The sequence below is a fragment of the Antarcticimicrobium luteum genome (assembly GCF_004358185.1).
GTDB lineage: Bacteria > Pseudomonadota > Alphaproteobacteria > Rhodobacterales > Rhodobacteraceae > Antarcticimicrobium > Antarcticimicrobium luteum.
Window position 1 is genome coordinate 145,858 of the sequence record NZ_SMUV01000070.1, and the last position, 17,667, is coordinate 163,524.

A 17,667-nucleotide genomic window follows, 5' to 3' on the forward strand; every position below is an offset into this window, starting at 1 on the left:
CCAAACCAACAAGGGAGACTGCGAAATGACAAGGACGCTCAAGACAATGGGGCTGGTTTCCGCCCTGATGATGGCCACGGCCGTGCCGGCCCTGGCCCAGGACGACCCGGTGGCCGCAGCCAAGGCCAATATCGAGGCCTATTCGGGCATTCCCGAATTCACGCCGCCGGGAGAGCCGTTCGACGCCCGCGCCTGCATGGAGGGCAAGTCCATCCTGACGGTCCCGGCATCCAGCGCGATCCCCTTCATCAAGACGATCGCGGATGCAAAGGACGCCCTTGCCGAGGAATTGGGATTCGAACACAGCCAGTGGGAGAACCAGGGCAATCCGACCCAGTGGATCCAAGGCATGGACTACGCCGCCAACAACGGTTTCGATGTGGTGTCGCTCCTGGCCGGTGCCGACCCGCGCTTTTTCGAGCCGCAGGTGAAAACGGCGCAGGCGGCGGGGGTCAAGGTCGTCACCTCGCACCTGACCGGGCTTGAGATTCCGGCGCCAGCCGGTGTCGATGCCAATACCGCCATCGACTACAAACAGGCGGGCAAGCTGATGGCCGACTGGACCATCGCGCAGACCGGGGCCAAGGTGAACGCGCTGATCATCGTCTCGAACGAGGCGCTGTCAACCGACAGCCTGACCGACGGTCTGACCGAAGCCTTCGCCAAATGCCCCGACTGCACCTATGAGATCGTCAACGTGCCGATCGTCGACTGGGCCACACGCATCCAGCCCACCGTTCAGGGCAAGTTGCAGGCAAATCCGGACATCAACTATGTGATCCCGATCTATGACAGCATGTCCACCTTTGTGACCCCTGCCGTCGCCATCTCGGGCAAGCGCGACAGCGTCAAGGTCGCCACCTTCAACGGCACGCCCTTTGTGCTGGACCTGATCCGCGACGGCGTGGTCGAAATGGACATCGGCGAGAACCTGGATTGGATCGCCCATGCGATGCTGGATGCCGAGATGAGGCTGATTTGCGGGCTCGATCCGGTGACCGACAGCAAGGTGCCGCTGCGGGTGTTCACCGCCGGGAACATTGCCGAGGTTGGCAACCCGGCCGAAGCCTCCAAGGGGTATGGCGACGCCTATGTCGCCGGTTACCGCGATCTGTGGAAAGTGACGGAGTGAGCCAATCGGGCACTCCACGTCTGGCCCTCAGGGGCCTGACCAAGACCTTTGGTGGGGTCCGCGCGCTGGATTGCGCGGACCTGACCATTGCCCCGGGCGAAGTGCATGGGCTTCTGGGCACCAACGGTTCGGGGAAATCGACCCTGATCAAGGTCCTTTCGGGGTTTCATGCGCCCGATGCCGGGACGCTAGAAATCGACGGCCGGGCCGTCACGCTGCCGATGCCGCTGGGCAGAAGCGAGGCGCATGGCCTTGCCTTCGTGCATCAGAACCTTGGTCTTCTGCCCGAAGCGACGGTGCTGGAAAACCTGATCGCCGGCGATCATGAGCGGCTGAATCCCTGGTGGATCAACTGGAGCAAGGAGGCCGGCCGCGCCCGCCGCCTCTTTGCCGAGCATCACCTTGCCCTTTCGCCACAGCACGTCGTTGCGGATCTGTCGCCGGTGCAACGGGCCCAACTGGCCATCGTGCGTGCCGCCGACCGGGTGCAGGAACATCGGAGCCACGGCGTCCCCGGAACCCTGGTTCTGGACGAACCGACGCCGTTCCTGCCGCAGGAGGACGTGCGCGAGCTGTTCGCCCTGATCCGGCGGCTGACCGCGCGCGGCGTCTCGATCATTTTCGTGAGCCACGACATCGATGAGGTGCTCGAGGTCACCGACCGCTCCACCGTGCTGCGCGACGGCAAGGTGATCGGCACCTTTGAGACCGCCGCAACCGGCCGGGGCGATCTGGTCGAGGCCATCGTCGGCCGCGCCGTCGCCGCGGACCGCCGCGTTTCGGCCCTGACCCCGGCCGCGCCGGTCGCAGAGGTGCGCGGGTTGACCGGCGCGATCCTGAAAGATGTCTCCCTGTCGGTGCAACCGGGCGAGATCCTGGGGCTGACGGGCCTTATCGGCGCAGGGCATGACGAGGTGCCGATGCTGATCGCCGGTGCGCGACCAGCCGTCGCCGGGGATCTGACCCTGAACGGCCGCACATACGATCTGGGCCGGATGAGCCCCGCCGACAGCATCGCGGCGGGTATCGCGCTGATCCCGGCCGACCGCCAGACCGCCGGTATCGCGCCGGAGCTGAGCCTGACCGAAAACGCCACCCTGCCGCAGCTGCGCGGCAGCCTGGCGCTCAATCACCGCCGCAATCGCGACATCACCGCCGATCTGATGGCCAGGTTCCGCGTCAAGGCGGCCTCGCCGGATCAGCCGGCCGCGGAATTGTCAGGCGGCAATCAGCAGAAACTCGTATTGGGAAAATGGCTTCAGCTCGACCCGCGGCTGGTCCTGCTGGACGAGCCGACACAGGGGATCGACGTCGGCGCGCGGCAGGAGATCTATGACCACCTCTTGGCGCTCTGCGCCGCCGGCGGTGCGGTGATTTGCGCCACCTCGGAATTCGAACAACTGGAAATCATCGCGCACCGGGTTCTCGTTTTTGACAGGGGCCGGATCAAGGCGGAACTCAAAGGGGCGGGCGTGACCAAAGCGGCAATTGCCAAGGCCTGTTATGAAATGGCGGAAGAACATGCATAAGAGCGATCTCAGCTATCAAATGGAACGGTTCGGCCTGATCATCGTCTGGCTGGCCTTTATCGCGCTGTTCGGAGCGTTGCGGCCCGACACCTTTCTGACCTGGTCGAATTTCTCGACCATCTTCGGCTCCGAGGCGGTACTCGTGATCGTGACGCTGGGGCTGATGATCCCGCTGACGGCGGGCGATTTCGACCTGTCGATCGCGCAGATCCTGACGCTGGTGTCGATGACCGTGGCCATTCTGGATGCGCGGATGGATCTGCCGCTGGCTCTGGTGCTGCCGATTGGCCTGGCCCTTGGCGCCCTGATCGGTCTGATCAACGGCGCGATCACGCTCTATTTCCGGGTTCATTCGCTGATCGTGACGCTGGGGGTGGGCACCTTCCTGCATGGGATCACCCTGTGGATCGGCAATTCGCAGACCATTTCCGGCGTCTCTCCGATGCTGATGGAGTGGGTGATCATCCAGCGGGTGTTCGGGGTGCCGATCGCGTTCTACTACGCCATCGGGCTGGCTGTCGCGATCTGGTATATGCTGAGTTACACGGCCTTCGGCCAGCAGCTTTTGTTCACCGGGCGCGGCCGCGAGGTGGGGCGGCTGACCGGGGTTGCCGTGGATCGGGTCCGGCTCACGGCCTTTGTGCTGTCGGGGATGCTGGGGGCTTTTGCCGGCATTCTGTACACCGGCACAACCGGATCGGCGAACCCCAGTTCGGGCACCTTCCTGCTGCTGCCGGCCTTTGCCGCCGCCTTTCTGGGATCGACATGCATTCGTCCCGGCCGGTTCAATCCCTGGGGATCGGTCATCGCGGTCTATTTCCTGGTGACGGGGATCAACGGGCTGTCGATTCTGGGATTCCGCACCTTCGTGCAGGATCTGTTCTATGGCGGGGCGCTGGTGCTGGCGGTGATGATCTCGCAACTGGTGTCGGGACGGAAGGACCGGGGCCTGTGAGCGGCGCCGCCCGCCGCAGCCGCACCAACGCGCCGCATGTGAACGCGGACCGTCTCTGGTCCCGCCATATGGATCTGGCCCGGATCGGCGTCGTCGAGACGACCGGCAACTGCCGTCTGGCCCTGTCGGACGAGGATGCCGCCGCCCGCGAACTGTTTGCCGTATGGTGCCGCGACGCGGGGCTGACCCTGCGCTCGGACCGGGCCGGGAACATGTTCGCCCTGCGCCCCGGACGCGACCCGGGCCGCGCGGTGGTCGCCGCCGGCAGCCATCTGGACACCCAGCCGCACGGCGGCCGGTTCGACGGCGTTTCCGGCGTTCTGGCCGCGCTCGAGGCGGTCGAGGCGCTGAACGATGCCGGGATCGAGACCGAGGCGCCGCTGGCAGTGATCAACTGGACCAACGAGGAGGGGGTCCGCTTTGCCCCCGGTCTGCTCGGCTCGGCCTGGTTCGCCGGGCGGATCGCTGACGAGACGCTGGACAATATCGTGTCGGCGGATGGCGCGCGATTTGCCGACGAGGCCGCGCGCTCCGGCTGGAGCGGCGACATGGTGCCGGCGGATCTGACGCTCGATTCCTTCTTCGAGCTGCATATCGAACAGGGACCCGTTCTCGAGGATGCCGGGGCGCAGGTCGGTGTGGTCACCTCGGTGCAGGGTCTGTGCTGGCTGGATGTGGCGATCACCGGGCGCGATGCCCACGCCGGCACCACGCCGCTGGACGCGCGCAAGGATGCGCTGCTGGCGGCCGGGGCGATCCTGGTGGCCCTGCGCCGGACCGGGCTGGCTGCCGGGCCGGAGGCCCGGGTCAGCGTTGGCCGGCTGACTGCGGCGACGGACGCACCCAGCACCATCGCGGGTCATGTCGATCTGGTCATCGACATCCGCCACCCCGATGGCGAGGTGCTGGCGCGATTGGGCCGGGAGTGTGCCGAAGCCTGCCGCGCCGTTGCGGCCGACTATGGCTGCGAGGCCGAGGTTTCCGAGCGTTTCGCCATTGCGCCGCAACAGTTCGACGGCGATTGCGTGGCGCTGGTCGAGGACGCGGCGCTCGCGCTGGAGTTGAAATACCTCACCATGCCCAGCGGTGCCTTGCACGACGCGGCAAATGTCGCCGGTCTGGCCCCGACCGCGATGATCTTCGTGCCATGCCGCGACGGGATCAGCCACAACGTTCAGGAATACGCCGCGCCCGAAGATCTGGCCGCCGGCGCCGACGTGCTGTTGCATGCCATGCTGGAGCGGGCCGGAATCGCGCGCCGGCCCGACGGGCAGGGCTGACAAACCGGGGCCAAGCCTTGCGTCAGCCGATCACCAGCCCCGGAAACACCGCAACCAGGCTCAGGACGATCAGCATCACGCCGACATAGGGCAGCGCGCCGGCAAAGATCGACTCCAGCGATGTGCGGCCGTCGGCGAGCGTGGAGTGCACCGTGAAGATCGAGATCCCGAACGGCGGGGTCAGCAACCCGACCTCGACCGCGATGACGGTGATGATTCCGAACTGGATCAGATCGAAGCCGAGGTCCTGAGCGATCGGCGCCGCGATCGGCACCACGATCAGGAGGATCGAACTGCTGTCCAGAATCATGCCGAGCAGCAGCACCAGGGCAACATAGACCACCAGGAACCCCACGGCGCCAAAGCCGCTGTGCTGCACGAAATTTCCGATTGCGGACGGAATGCCGGCGACCGCCAGCATCTGGCTGTAGAAGCTCGCCGCAACCAGCAGGGCCAGGATTCCGACCGAAATCGACCCGGTCTGGGTCAGCACCTGCCACCATTTGCGCAGATCGAGGCTGCGGCGCAGCAAGGCGACGACCAGCGCCGCGAAGGCGCCGACGCCGCCGGCCTCGGTCGGGGTGAAAAACCCGCTGTAGAGACCGCCCAGCACGAACAGGACCAACACGACGATCGGGGTGAGCTTGCGCAGGATCTGGGGCAGGGGCATGGCCGGGGGCAGTTCCCGCGGGGCATCCCTTTGATCGAGATGCTCGCGGGTGAACACGAAGCCCGGCGCGAATTTCGCCACCATCGTGATCCACAGCACGAACCCGCCCGCCAGCAGCATGCCGGGAACCAGACCGGCGATGAACATGCGGCCGATCGACTGCTCGGCCAGAACACCATAGATGATCAGCAACAGGCTGGGCGGGATCAGCATTCCCAGCACCGAACTGCCGGCCACGGTGCCGGCCGAGAACGAGGGACGGTATCCGTGCCGCGTCATCTCGGGCACCGCGACCTTGGTGAACACCGCGGCAGAGGCGATCGACACGCCGGTGACCGCGGCAAAGACGGTATTGGCCGCAACCGTGGCGATGCCCAGCCCCCCCAGCAGCCGGCGCAACAGCGCCTCTGCCACGTCGAAGGTGTCCTTGCCGACGTTCGAAATGCTGACCAGATGCCCCATCAGGACAAAAAGCGGAATGGTGGCGAACAGATAGTTCGCCACGCCGTTGTAGGCGGCGATCGACATCAGACGCATGGACAGATCGAAATTGTCCCGGATCAGCCAGACCCCGGCAAAGGCCACCGCCATCAGGGCGACGGCGATGCGCATGCCCATCAGAACCAGCACGAACAATACGCCGATCAGGATCAGACCGATGGAAATGCTGCTCATCTCAGTGGCCCCTTTCGGATTTGGTCTGAACCGCGCTGTCTATGGCAACGGTGAGGAAGGCGAGGCTGGTCGCGCCGGACCCCAGAACCACCAGCAGGTGGAAGGGCAGGGTCGGCAGGGTCCAGACCCCGCGCACGCCAAAGAATTCGGACGCGGCCCAGGCCTCATGCGTATCCGGCCAGGCGGCGATGGCGACCAGGGCGAACAGCACGGCGCCAACCAGCGCAAAAACCGTGTCCAGCAGATGCACCGCCCAGCGGGCGTGCCGCCGAAGGCCGCGCACCAGAAAGTCGGCCCGGATCAGCGTTCCGTTCAGGGCCGCCGCCGGCAACATCAGAAAGACGATTGCCACCACGCTGCGGGCGGCGATTTCGGCCACGCCCATGATAGGCGTGGCCAGGAAATTGCGGCCGACAACATCGGCCACAATCAACAGCATGATCGCAAAGATCCACACGGTCCCAACCGCGGCCACAGTGTTCAGAACGACCTGAAAGCCCCGCCTCAGCGGACCTGGTCGAGGGGTGAGACCGATAGCTTTATTCATGCCATTTCCCGTTTGACGGAGTGGACCTGTGGGGCATCCTGCCTCAGACTTCGGCGGACCAGTCCCGCGCCGGGGTGATCCCGCGCGCCTTCAGCTCGCCGAAATAGGCCTTCAGCACGGTTGCGGCGGCGGGACCGTTGGCGTCGAGCCAGGGTTTGGCGACATTGGGCAGGGTTGCCGCCCATTTCTCGCGCTCGGCCTGGGCCATCTCGGTAACCTGAAGACCGGCCGCAACCATTTCCGTCATCGCGTTGGTGGACCGCTCGGTCACATAATCGCCGTGGCTGCGCGAGGTGATCCGCCCGGCCTCGCGCAGGGCGGTCTGAACCTCGGCCGGCAGGTTGTCGTGGAACCGCTTGTTCACCGCGATGCCGCCGAAATACATCGACCCGAACCCGACGCGGGTCAGATGGGGCGCAACCTCGTAGACGCGCGTCGGCTGAATGCCGCTGGCAAAGGACAGCGCGCCCTCGGACACGCCGGTCTGGATGTCGGTGTAATAGGTTGTCAGCGCGCCGTTGACGGGCGTGCATCCGGTCCCCGACAGCCAGTTGGCCGAGGTGCCCGGCGCGTTCAGGCGGCGGTTCTTGATGTCCTCGACCGAGGCGATCGGGAAGTTCGAGTAGACATCATAGCTGTCGGTCACCAGCGAGGACAGATGCACCATGTTCTGGCTGGTCCAGCCTTCGCGCAGTTCCGGCAGCTCGTCGGTCAGTTTGTCGAAGATGTCGATGACGACATTGTGGTCCGGGTTGGCGAAGGGGGTGAAATAGGTGACGTTCTGCAGCGGCATGGCGGAGCCTTCCCAGACCGTGCCGACCATGCCGATATCGACGATCCCGTCGCGTACGGCGGTGCGTGTATCCTTGAACTTGTAAAGCGTGCCGCCATAGTTCTCGGTCCAGTTCACCGCATAGGCGCCGCCGGCATCCGCCAGCAGGCGCTCCAACGCGGGCTGCAGGGCGTTCTGCATCGCATAGACCCAGATGTTGTTGGTCGGATGGCTGGAACCGATCTGGATGTTGATGGTTTCCGCCGCGATCAGGCGGGTGTTCAGAAACGGAGCCGCAAGCGCGGCCGAAGATGCGGCCAAAAAGGCCCGGCGTGATGATTTCATGGTTTCCTCCCTTAGAAATCCCGCGTCCTGCGCGGACAGTTTTTGATGTGAAGTTCCGCTCAGGCTGCCGGTGCGTTTTCCTCATGGGTCAGAGCGGTGTTGAAATTGGCGAAGAATTCGCCGGTCAGTTTCTGAGCCGTGGCCTTGATCAGCCGGTTTCCCAGGGCGGCCAGCTTGCCGCCCACGGCCACGTCGGCGGTATAGTCCAGCACGGTCTGCGGGCCCTCGGGCGTCAGCGTCACGCGGGCCGCCCCCTTGGCGAAACCGGCGATCCCGCCCGATCCCTTTCCCGACAGGGTGCAGGACCGCCCGGGATCAATATCGCTCAGCTCCACATCGCCCTTGAAACGCGCGGACACCGGTCCGATCTTCAGCTTCACCATGGCGGAAAAGCTTGTCTCGCTCGTTTGTTCGAGGGTTTCGCAGCCGGGGATCGCCTGCGCCAGAACATCGCGGTCGAACAGGGCCGCCCAGACCTGATCAGGTGCGGCCGCAAGGGTTTGACTGCCTTCGAGTTCCATGGTCCCTGTCCTTTCGTCAGCGCGCGTCACACATGACCGAGGGCGGTCAGGATGCGCAGCGGCGTCATCGGCGTCTGAGAAATTCGCGCGCCCAGCGGGCGCAATGCATCGTTCACGGCGTTCATGGCGGCGGCGCCGGCGGCGGCGGTGCCGGCCTCGCCCACCCCTTTGGCCCCCAGGATCGTATCCAGTGTCGGGGTTTCGACATGGGCGATCTCGATATCGGGCATCTCGCCGGCCATCGGCACCAGGTAATCCGCCAATGAGGCGTTGGTCATCTGCCCCATGTCGTCATAGAGGCATTCTTCGAAGAACGCCGGGCCCAGACCCTGAACCACGCCGCCGCGGATCTGCTCGTCGACCAGCAGCGGGTTGATGATGCGTCCGCAATCCTCGACGACCCAGTGTTTCAACAGCCGGGTCACGCCGGTCTCGATGTCGACCTCCACATGGCTGGCCTGAATGCCGTTGGTGAAGTCGAAGGGGTAGCCCGTGGGCGCGAAATGCTGCACGGCGGACAGCGAGTTGTCGCAGCCCTCGGGCAATGTGTCCGGCCGATAGGTCGCGATGCGCCCGATCTCGGCCAGGGTGATCCGTTCCCTGCCGGTGCCGCTGTCGATCACGGCGCCCCCGGCAAGGGCCAGCGTGGCCGGATCCGCCTGCAGGACCGCGCCGGCGATGGCCAGGATCTGCGCCTGCAACCTGCGCCCGGCCCGCAGCGCGGTCTCGCCGCCGATGCCGGCGCCGCGACAGGCCCAGGTGGCGCCGCCGCTCGGGGTCGTGTCGGTATCTCCGGTGGTCACCTTCACCTGATCGGGGGTGACGCCCAGCTGATCCGCGACGATCTGCGCGATGATGGTTTCGGTCCCCTGCCCCTGTTCGGTCACCGAGATCGCGCATTGCACATCGCCGCCCGGCGTCAGCCGCACCACCGCACCGTCCTGCGCGGAAATCCGCGCCCCGCCGACGCCGTAGAAGGCCGCGCCGGGATTGGTGATTTCGACGAACGGGGCAATGCCGATGCCGCGATAGATCCCCTGCCGGCGCAGTTCTGCCTGTTCTGAACGCAGGGTATCGTAGTCCATCAACTGGCGCAGCTTTGCCAGACTGGTCTGATGCGACAGCTTTTCAAACTGGTACCCGGTCGCCGAGACATGCGGATAGGCGTCATCCGCCACCAGATTGCGCGCGCGGATCTCGAACGGGTCCAGATCCAGCTGCTCGGCGGCGCGATCGACCAGCGCCTCGGTGACGGCGCAGGCGATCGGGTGGCCCACGGCGCGATACTGGCTGGTCTGCACCTTGTTCTGGAAAACGACCGACAGACGACCGCGATAGTCCGGCATCCGGTACGGCGCCCCCATCAGGCGGATCACCTGGTTGCCTTCGGCCACGCTGGTGCGGGGATAGGTCGAAAAGGCGCCGATCTGGGTCATGTCGTCGACATCCATCGCCAGAATGGTGCCCGCCGCATCCACCGCCATGCGGGCGGTGACGCGGTGATCGCGGGCATGGATGTCGGACACGAAACTTTCCAGCCGGTCCGCCACGAACCGCACCGGGCGGCCCAGCGTCAGGCTGGCGGCCACCGTCGCCATTTCTTCGTTATAGACATGCAGCTTCATCCCGAACGAGCCGCCGACATCGGGCGCGATCACGCGCACCTTGCTTTCCGGCAGCCCGAAATGGCGGGCATAGACATCCTGAAACTGATATGGAGTCTGGGTGCCCTGATGCACGGTCAGCTGGCCGGTCGAGGGATCGAAATCCGCGATGACGGCGCGTGGCTCCAGCGTGACGGCGGTGTGGCGCCCGAAGGTAAAGCTTTCCTCGACCACATGCGCCGCGCTTGCAAACGCATCGTCCAGCCCGGGCGTCTCCAGCACCGTTCGGAAACACAGGTTGCTGTCGATTCCCTCTGACGCAGGAGCGGCCCCATCGAGCAGCGCCGCGTCACCGTCCACGACCGCCTCTTCCTCTTCGATGTCCAGCAGGACCAGTTCGCACGCGTCCTCGGCCTCGGCCCGGCTGTGCGCGAGGATCATCGTCACAGGATGGCCGGCCCAGAGCACCGCGCCCTCGGCAAGGATGTTCTGCGGGGCGCTTTTCATGCCCGCGAAATGCTCCAGCGTGCCGGTCCAAGGCGCGCATGTCTTGTTCAGGGTTTCGGCGGTGAACACCCGAACCACGCCGGGCGCGGCGGCGGCGTCGGACACATCCAGCTCGGCGATCCTGCCCCGGGCCATCGGACTGCGGACAAAGGCCGCGTGCAGCATGCGCGGCAGGGCCAGATCGGTCACGAACCGCCCCCGCCCCGCCAGGTGGCGCAGGGCGTTCCCGCGGCGGTGCGCCTGTCCGATGTGTTCGTTTCCGGCCGTCATTCCACCGTCTCCCCGATGCCCGCGCGACGATCGGCCGTGGCCGCGATCGCGTCGACGATCGCCTCATAACCGGTGCAGCGACAGTAATTTCCGGACAGCGCATCGCGGATCTCGGCGCGCGACGGTCTGGGATTGTCCGACAGCAGGGCCTGGGCCGACATCACCATGCCATTGGTGCAAAATCCGCATTGCAGCGCGTTGCGATCATGGAACTGCGCTTGCAGATCGCTCACATGGCCGCTTTCATTCAATCCCTCGATTGTCTCGACCTTCTGCCCGTCGGCCTGCACGGCCAGCACCAGACAGGCGTGGACCGGCGCGCCGTCCAGCATCACGAGGCAGGCACCACAGGACCCCATTTCACAGCCCAGATGGGTGCCGGTCAGCCGCAGCCTGTCGCGCAGAAGGTCCGCCAGGCTGGTGCGCGGTTCGACGGTTTCGCGCACCGTCTCGCCATTCACGGTCAATGCGATCTCGATGTTCATGCAGCGGTCTCCAGTTTTGCCAGAACCCGGCCCAGCAGGACGCGCGCGAGATGCAGGCGCATGCTGGCGGGAAACTGCGGATCGTCCGGCGGGTCGAGGTCGTCCGCCAGCGCCGCCTGAGCCGCTGCAATCGCGGGTGCGTCCAATGCCCGCCCGGTCAGGGCCACCTGTGCCGAGGCCGCCCGTACCGGCCGGTTGCCGACCGAGAACATCGCGATACTGACATCCTGCAAACCCTCGCCCGCGGATACCGCCTGGACCGCCGCGCCGACCATCGCATAGTCGCCGCGCCGGCGGGCGATCTCGTCAAACGCGACCATCTGCCCGGCCACCGCGCAGGGAACATGGATCGCCTGCAGGACCTCTCCCGGTTCGATCGCGGTTTCGTATATGTCCACAAAGAAGTCGTCGGCGGGCACCCGGCGGATACCCTGCGCCGAGGCGATCTCGAGCTCGGCGCGCATGGCGAGGGCGGCGGCGGGAAACTCCGATGCCGGATCCGCATGCGCCAGGCTGCCGCCAAGGGTGCCGCGATTGCGGATGGCCGGATGGGCCACGAAGGGGGCGGCCGCCGCGAACAGCGGGGCATGGGTCGCGATCAGCGGATCGGTCATCGCCTGGGCATGCCGGGTCATCGCGCCGATCCGCAGCCAGCCGTCGCGCAGGTCTATTCCGGACAGCGCCTCGATGGCCGAAAGGTCGATCATCAGCGCCGGTGCCTGCAGACGCAACGCCAGGGACGGCACCACACTGTGCCCGCCCGACACAAAAACCGCGTCACCATCGGCCTCTGCATAGGCGGTCATCGCATCCGCGACGCTCCCTGCCCGGACATAGTCAAACTTCGGTGACTTCATCTTCCCCCCCCAGATCCGGCTCCCCGCCGGATTTGTAACCATCTGGTCATTTTTATTAGACAGCCTCCGAGACTTCCGTCAAGAACAAAGTGACCACTTGGTCATTTCTTCGGTTCGGTCTATTCTGGCACGAACAAGAAGCGAGAGGCCGATGGCAGGATCAGAACACGTCCAGAGCGATATGGCGCCGCGCCGCAAGAACATGCGCCGCGAGGACCGGGAAAAATTGATCGTCTCCGAAGCGGTCCGGTTCTTTGCCGAATGCGGTTTCGAAGGGCAGACCCGGGAGCTGGCAAAGCGCATGGGCATTTCCCATGCGGTGATTTACCGGCATTTCGAGAGCAAGGACGCGCTGATCGAAAGGGTCTATGATCAGGTCTATGTGAAACGCTGGAACCCCGAGTGGGAACCTTTGGTGCTGGACCGCAGCCGCAGTCTGAAGGCGCGGCTGACGCAGTTCTATATCGAGTATGCGGGGCGTGTATTCGACTATGACTGGGTCAGGATCTTTGTGTCCTCGGGGCTGAAATCCTATGGTTTGACGGAACGCTATCTGGACATCATCCGAACCAAGATCATTCAGCCGGCGGCGTTGGAGCTGCGCTTCGAAATCGATCCGGACGCGGTGCCTTGCCCGCCCAGCGAAGAAGAGCAGGAGCTGTTCTGGGGACTGCACGGGGCGGTTTTCTACATCGCGATCCGCAAATACGTCTACGGCGAACCCGTTGAGATCAATATCGAGACAGCGGTTCGCAACACCGTGACCACCTTTTTCAATGGGATCGAAAACGCGGCCCCGAACAGATGATCCGTCGCCCGCTCGGTTTGGGGGGCGACTGAGCCGCCGAGACAGGGGGCGGCCGTAGAGGATACCGCCATCAGACGGCGCCGGCCCCTCTCGATACGGCCAGGAAATGACCCTGTCTTGAACCCTGTATCGTCTGCGGCGATGGCTGCCGGTATTGGCTGGGCCAGCGGCAGGCGGATCGAGAATTCCGTCCGGAGCCGGTTCCGCCACAGTAATCGCGGCCACGGCTGCGCAGGCTGGCCGCCCGGAACTGCGTCAGGGTGCGGGGCTAGGCGGAAACAGCCGGATGACGCCGGAAAATATCCCGAAAAATCTTGGAAATTGGTGGGGGATTTTGGTGCCCAGGAGAGGACTCGAACCTCCACGTCCATAAGGACACTAGCACCTGAAGCTAGCGCGTCTACCATTCCGCCACCTGGGCAGGTGTCGTGAGCCGGGTCTCTAAGCCCCTTGGCGGGGGGTGTCAAACGGATTTTCCTTGCGGATCGCGCTTTTGTTCAAATTTTTCGCGGCGCCTTGGAAAACCCTTGGTTCCGTCGCGCGGGCACAACGGTTTCGGTGCTTTTCCGCCTTGTTCCGAAGGGGCCATGGCGGTAGATCGGAACCGAACCGATGAGCAGGAGCGTTGCCATGTCCAAACTGGTCACCATCTACGGCGGATCGGGCTTTGTCGGCCGCTATATCGCGCGCCGCATGGCAAAGGCCGGCTGGCGCGTCCGTGTCGCCGTGCGCCGCCCGAACGAGGCGATGTTTGTGAAACCCTATGGCGCGGTCGGCCAGGTCGAGCCGGTCCTGTGCAACATCCGCGACGACGCCTCGGTCGCCGCTGTGATGCAGGGCGCGGATGCGGTGGTGAACTGCGTCGGCATCCTTGCCGAGTCGGGGGCGAACAGCTTTTCCGCCGTCCAGGAAGAGGGGGCCGCCCGGATCGCCCGGATCGCCGCCGGACAGGGTGTCGCGCGGATGGTGCATCTTTCTGCCATTGGCGCCGATGCGGCGTCTGACAGCGCCTATGCCCGGACCAAGGCGGCCGGCGAGGAGGCGGTTTTGCGCCACATGCCCGACGCGGTGATCCTGCGCCCCTCGATCGTCTTCGGGCCCGAGGATCAGTTCTTCAACCGCTTTGCGGCAATGACCCGGATGGGCCCGTTCCTGCCGATCGCGGCGGCCGGCACATTGTTTCAGCCGGTCTATGTGGACGATGTGGCCCATGCCGCCGAACTGGGCGTCCTGGGTCAGGCCGCGCCTGGCATCTATGAGCTGGGCGGGCCGCGCGTGGCCAGTTTCCGCGAGCTGATGGAAACCATGCTCGGGGTCATCCAGCGCCGCCGTATCGTGATCGGCCTGCCGCGCTGGATGGCGGGGATCATGGCCGGGGTTCTGGACATGGTGCAATTCGTCAGCTTTGGCCTGATCGCCAACGGGATTCTGACCCGCGATCAGCTGCGCAACCTGGCCCGTGACAACGTGGCGGGCGAGGGCATGCGCGGTCTGGATGCGCTGGGCATCGCGCCGACGGACCTTGAGGCGGTGCTGCCTGACTACCTGTGGAAGTTCCGGCCCGCCGGCCAGTACGCAGAGCTGATGCGGTCGAGCCGCAAGCTGCGCCCGTAACCGGCGCGGCGCTAGGAATAGGCGATGACCAGCAGACCGACACCGAGGATCACCCGGTAGGCGACATAGGGCGTGAAGCTGACGCTGCGCAGCAGTCGCATCATCAGGCTGAGCGCCAGCAGGGCGGAGGCAAAGGCGAAGAGAGCGGCCAGCCCGCCGTCGCGGATCACCGCGCTGTCGGCCTCGATCGCCACCTCGGTCCCCAGCAATGCCCCCGAGGCAAAGATCGTCGGGATCGACATCAGCATCGACAGCCGCGCCGCCTCGCTGCGGGAATAGCCCATTTGCCGCGCCCCGGTTATGGTGATGCCCGAGCGCGAGGTGCCGGGGATCAGCGCCACCACCTGCCATAGCCCCAGGATCAGCGCGTCGCGCGGCCGCCAGTCAGCCGCGCCCTTCAGGGACGCGCCCGTCTGGTCGGCCCAGAACAGAACCAGACCGAAGATCAGCATGGTCCAGCCGATCACGGTGATCGATCGCATCGCCTCGTCCAGGTGGGTGAAATGCAGGACCGTGCCGGCCAGGACCACCGGAATGGTCGCGATGCTCAGCCCGAGCGCCAGCCGGGCACCCGGGGTGTCGACACGCCCGCAAAGCAGCAGCGGCAGCCCGCCAAGGGCCTGTTTCACGTCGCGCCAGAAATAGACGACCACGGCGCCCAGCGTGCCCATGTGCACCGCCACGTCGATCACCTGACCCTGATCCTGCATCCCGGTCAGGCCGGGCAAAAGAATCAGATGGCCCGAGGAAGAGATCGGCAAAAACTCGGTTACGCCCTGGATTGCGGCGATGAGGATCAGTTGCAGGATGGGCATGGCACAGAGAGTCCGGGGGATGGGGGTGCGTGACGTTAGATATAAGTATTTGTGGCGGAATGGAAAGTTCGCAATTAGGTCCGAAGCGGACTGAAAATCACAACTAATTTTCGGTAACCGCTGCGACGCGGCATGATGAAAGTGATTTTAGGTCAGTCTTTCTGACTTTTAATCTGTTTCGCCATCTCATAAACAGGCGCAGCCAAGCAATCATGGAGTTCGAGCCGTGGCCAAACAACCGATGCTGAAATTCGTCCAGATCGAACGGGACATGCCGGAAAAGCGCGCGGCTGATGCGCGCCGGACCGATTTCCATGAAATTTACGCGGAATTCGCCAACGAAAAGGCAAAGGAGCAGGCCAGCCGGTGCAGCCAGTGCGGTGTGCCCTATTGTCAGTCGCACTGCCCTCTGCACAACAATATCCCGGACTGGCTGCGCCTGACCGCAACCGGGCGGCTGGAAGAGGCCTATGAGGTCAGCCAGGCCACCAATACCTTTCCTGAAATTTGCGGACGGATCTGCCCGCAGGACCGGTTGTGCGAAGGCAACTGCGTGATCGAGCAGTCCGGCCATGGCACCGTGACCATCGGCGCGGTGGAAAAGTACATTACCGATACGGCCTGGGAAAACGGCTGGGTCAAACCCATCGACCCGGCGCACGAAAGGACCGAAAGCGTCGGCATCATCGGCGCCGGCCCCGGCGGGCTGGCCGCGGCCGACATGCTGCGTCAGGCGGGCGTGCAGGTGACGATTTATGACCGCTACGACCGCGCCGGCGGGCTGCTGACCTATGGCATTCCCGGCTTCAAGCTGGAGAAGGATGTCGTCATGCGCCGCAACGAGCTGCTGGCGGCCGGCGGCGTCAACTTCGTGATGGATTGCAATGTCGGCGAGGACATCTCGTTCGAGGAGATCCGCGCAAAGCATGAGGCGGTGATCATCGCCACCGGGGTCTACAAGTCGCGCGATCTGGAAATGCCGGGCAGCGGTGCCCGGGGCATTGTCCGCGCGCTGGACTTCCTGACCGCCTCCAACCGCAAGAGCTTTGGCGATGCGGTCGAGGAGTACGACAACGGAACGCTGAGCGCCGAGGGCAAGCGCGTGGTGGTCATCGGCGGCGGCGACACCGCGATGGACTGTGTGCGCACCGCGATCCGTGAAGGCGCGGCATCGGTGAAATGTCTCTACCGCCGCGACCGGGCGAATATGCCGGGCTCGCAGCGCGAGGTGCAGAACGCCGAGGAAGAAGGCGTCGTGTTTGAATGGCTGTGCGCGCCCAAGGGATTCACCGACGAGGGCGGCAGGGTCGCCGGCGTGCTGGTGCAAAAGATGCGCCTGGGTCCGCCCGACGTGACCGGCCGGCAGGCGCCCGAGGTGATCGAGGGGGCCGATTATGTCGAGGGGGCCGACCTGGTGATCCAGGCGCTGGGCTTCGAGCCCGAGGATCTGCCCAGCCTCTGGGGCGTGGATGGGCTTGACGTGACCCGCTGGGGCACCGTCAAGGCCGAGTTCACCACCGGGGCCACCGTTCTGGACGGCGTCTATGCGGTGGGCGACATCGTGCGCGGCGCCTCCCTGGTGGTCTGGGCGATCCGCGACGGGCGCGACTGTGCGCAGGCGATCCTGGAGCGGTTTGCGGCCCCCGAGGCGGTTGCCGCCGAATAGCGAACGGGCGGGACAGCCGGGGCGCGGCAGGCCCGCACCCTTCTGGCGCACCCGTCCACAGTCGCAGCCACAGCCGGCACGGGGCGGCGCGAAGGGAAAAAGGGCATGTTCTCTGACCTGAACTGGAGAAACCGGGAATGACGGATCGAAGCGGACAATGTATGTGCGGCGCGGTGCGTTTCACCGCACGGGATGTGACCCCGAAAGCGGGGATCTGCCATTGCGAGATGTGCCGCCGCTGGACCGGCTCGGCGCTGATCGGCGTGACGGTCGACAAGGCCTCGCTGAGCTGGGACGGCACCGAGAATATCGCGGAACTCCAGAGCTCGCCCTGGGCGAAACGCGCCTGGTGCAGCAAATGCGGCAGCGGCCTCTATTACGAAGTGACCGCCGAGAGCCCCTTTGCCGGCACGCAGGAACTGCCGATCGGGATTTTCGACGATCCCGACGGGTTCGAGATCATCAACGAGATCTATTTCGATCACAAGCCCGACAGCTACGCCTTTGCCGGCAGCGACACCCGAGAGTTGCTGACCCGTCAGGACTGTATTGACAAATTCTCCGTGCCGAACGGCGCGTGACCGCAGGAAATCCGCCCGCAGCCCGGGCCCCTTT

Annotated in this window: 16 protein-coding genes and 1 tRNA gene; 8 read left to right on the forward strand and 9 right to left on the reverse strand. The window is 65.1% G+C overall.

Annotation, left to right across the window (positions count from 1 at the left end; genetic code table 11):
- Positions 1-25 precede the first annotated feature (25 nt).
- From E1832_RS15495 to E1832_RS15510, 4 genes are read left to right on the forward strand one after another with little or no spacing between them, the layout of a single operon-like run.
- Positions 26-1,132, forward strand: coding sequence for a sugar ABC transporter substrate-binding protein (locus tag E1832_RS15495; RefSeq protein WP_133360677.1), 1,107 nt, complete (start codon positions 26-28; stop codon positions 1,130-1,132).
- Entirely contained in the window at positions 1,129-2,661 is a 1,533-nt protein-coding gene (locus tag E1832_RS15500) for a sugar ABC transporter ATP-binding protein (protein ID WP_165978910.1), read from the forward strand. Before E1832_RS15495 ends, E1832_RS15500 begins: the two co-directional genes overlap by 4 nt.
- Positions 2,654-3,616, forward strand: coding sequence for an ABC transporter permease (locus E1832_RS15505; RefSeq protein ID WP_133360679.1), 963 nt, complete (start codon positions 2,654-2,656; stop codon positions 3,614-3,616). Before E1832_RS15500 ends, E1832_RS15505 begins: the two co-directional genes overlap by 8 nt.
- Positions 3,613-4,896: a M20 family metallo-hydrolase gene (locus tag E1832_RS15510; RefSeq protein WP_133360680.1), complete on the forward strand. Its 1,284-nt coding sequence runs from the start codon at positions 3,613-3,615 to the stop codon at positions 4,894-4,896. The genes E1832_RS15505 and E1832_RS15510 overlap by 4 nt, the downstream gene beginning before the upstream one ends.
- A 22-nt stretch (positions 4,897-4,918) precedes the next feature.
- On the opposite strand, the gene E1832_RS15515 is transcribed toward E1832_RS15510, so the two are convergent.
- From E1832_RS15515 to E1832_RS15545, 7 genes are all read right to left on the reverse strand, one after another.
- Positions 4,919-6,241 (reverse strand): TRAP transporter large permease, encoded by a 1,323-nt coding sequence (locus tag E1832_RS15515; protein ID WP_133360681.1) that lies wholly within the window; start codon positions 6,239-6,241, stop codon positions 4,919-4,921.
- 1 nt (position 6,242) lies between these two features.
- Complete coding sequence (locus E1832_RS15520; RefSeq protein WP_165978911.1) at positions 6,243-6,680, reverse strand: TRAP transporter small permease subunit; 438 nt, start codon at positions 6,678-6,680, stop codon at positions 6,243-6,245.
- 151 nt (positions 6,681-6,831) lie between these two features.
- Positions 6,832-7,905: a C4-dicarboxylate TRAP transporter substrate-binding protein gene (locus E1832_RS15525; protein ID WP_133360683.1), complete on the reverse strand. Its 1,074-nt coding sequence runs from the start codon at positions 7,903-7,905 to the stop codon at positions 6,832-6,834.
- Positions 7,906-7,964: 59 nt separating this feature from the next.
- Complete coding sequence (locus tag E1832_RS15530) at positions 7,965-8,426, reverse strand: SRPBCC family protein (protein ID WP_133360684.1); 462 nt, start codon at positions 8,424-8,426, stop codon at positions 7,965-7,967.
- 26 nt (positions 8,427-8,452) lie between these two features.
- Complete coding sequence (locus E1832_RS15535) at positions 8,453-10,807, reverse strand: xanthine dehydrogenase family protein molybdopterin-binding subunit (protein WP_133360685.1); 2,355 nt, start codon at positions 10,805-10,807, stop codon at positions 8,453-8,455.
- The gene (locus tag E1832_RS15540) at positions 10,804-11,292 is read right to left on the reverse strand and encodes a (2Fe-2S)-binding protein (protein WP_133360686.1); all 489 of its coding nucleotides are present in this window, start codon (positions 11,290-11,292) and stop codon (positions 10,804-10,806) included. The genes E1832_RS15535 and E1832_RS15540 overlap by 4 nt, the downstream gene beginning before the upstream one ends.
- On the reverse strand, positions 11,289-12,149 hold the full coding sequence (locus tag E1832_RS15545) for an FAD binding domain-containing protein (protein ID WP_133360687.1): 861 nt from the start codon (positions 12,147-12,149) through the stop codon (positions 11,289-11,291). The genes E1832_RS15540 and E1832_RS15545 overlap by 4 nt, the downstream gene beginning before the upstream one ends.
- Before the next feature lie 151 nt (positions 12,150-12,300).
- On the opposite strand from E1832_RS15545, the gene E1832_RS15550 reads away from it, so the two are divergent.
- Complete coding sequence (locus tag E1832_RS15550; protein WP_206021066.1) at positions 12,301-12,957, forward strand: TetR/AcrR family transcriptional regulator; 657 nt, start codon at positions 12,301-12,303, stop codon at positions 12,955-12,957.
- A 335-nt stretch (positions 12,958-13,292) separates the two neighbouring features.
- Here E1832_RS15550 and E1832_RS15555 read toward each other — a convergent pair.
- Positions 13,293-13,378, reverse strand: a tRNA-Leu gene (locus E1832_RS15555).
- A gap of 209 nt (positions 13,379-13,587) precedes the next feature.
- Here E1832_RS15555 and E1832_RS15560 point away from each other — a divergent pair.
- The gene (locus E1832_RS15560; RefSeq protein WP_133360688.1) at positions 13,588-14,571 is read left to right on the forward strand and encodes a complex I NDUFA9 subunit family protein; all 984 of its coding nucleotides are present in this window, start codon (positions 13,588-13,590) and stop codon (positions 14,569-14,571) included.
- A gap of 11 nt (positions 14,572-14,582) precedes the next feature.
- Here E1832_RS15560 and E1832_RS15565 read toward each other — a convergent pair whose 3' ends face one another.
- On the reverse strand, positions 14,583-15,386 hold the full coding sequence (locus E1832_RS15565; RefSeq protein WP_133360689.1) for an undecaprenyl-diphosphate phosphatase: 804 nt from the start codon (positions 15,384-15,386) through the stop codon (positions 14,583-14,585).
- A 226-nt stretch (positions 15,387-15,612) separates the two neighbouring features.
- Between E1832_RS15565 and E1832_RS15570 the strand changes: the two genes are divergently transcribed.
- Positions 15,613-17,052 (forward strand): NAD(P)-dependent oxidoreductase, encoded by a 1,440-nt coding sequence (locus tag E1832_RS15570; RefSeq protein ID WP_133360690.1) that lies wholly within the window; start codon positions 15,613-15,615, stop codon positions 17,050-17,052.
- A 161-nt stretch (positions 17,053-17,213) separates the two neighbouring features.
- On the forward strand, positions 17,214-17,633 hold the full coding sequence (locus E1832_RS15575) for a GFA family protein (RefSeq protein ID WP_133360725.1): 420 nt from the start codon (positions 17,214-17,216) through the stop codon (positions 17,631-17,633).
- Positions 17,634-17,667 lie beyond the last annotated feature (34 nt).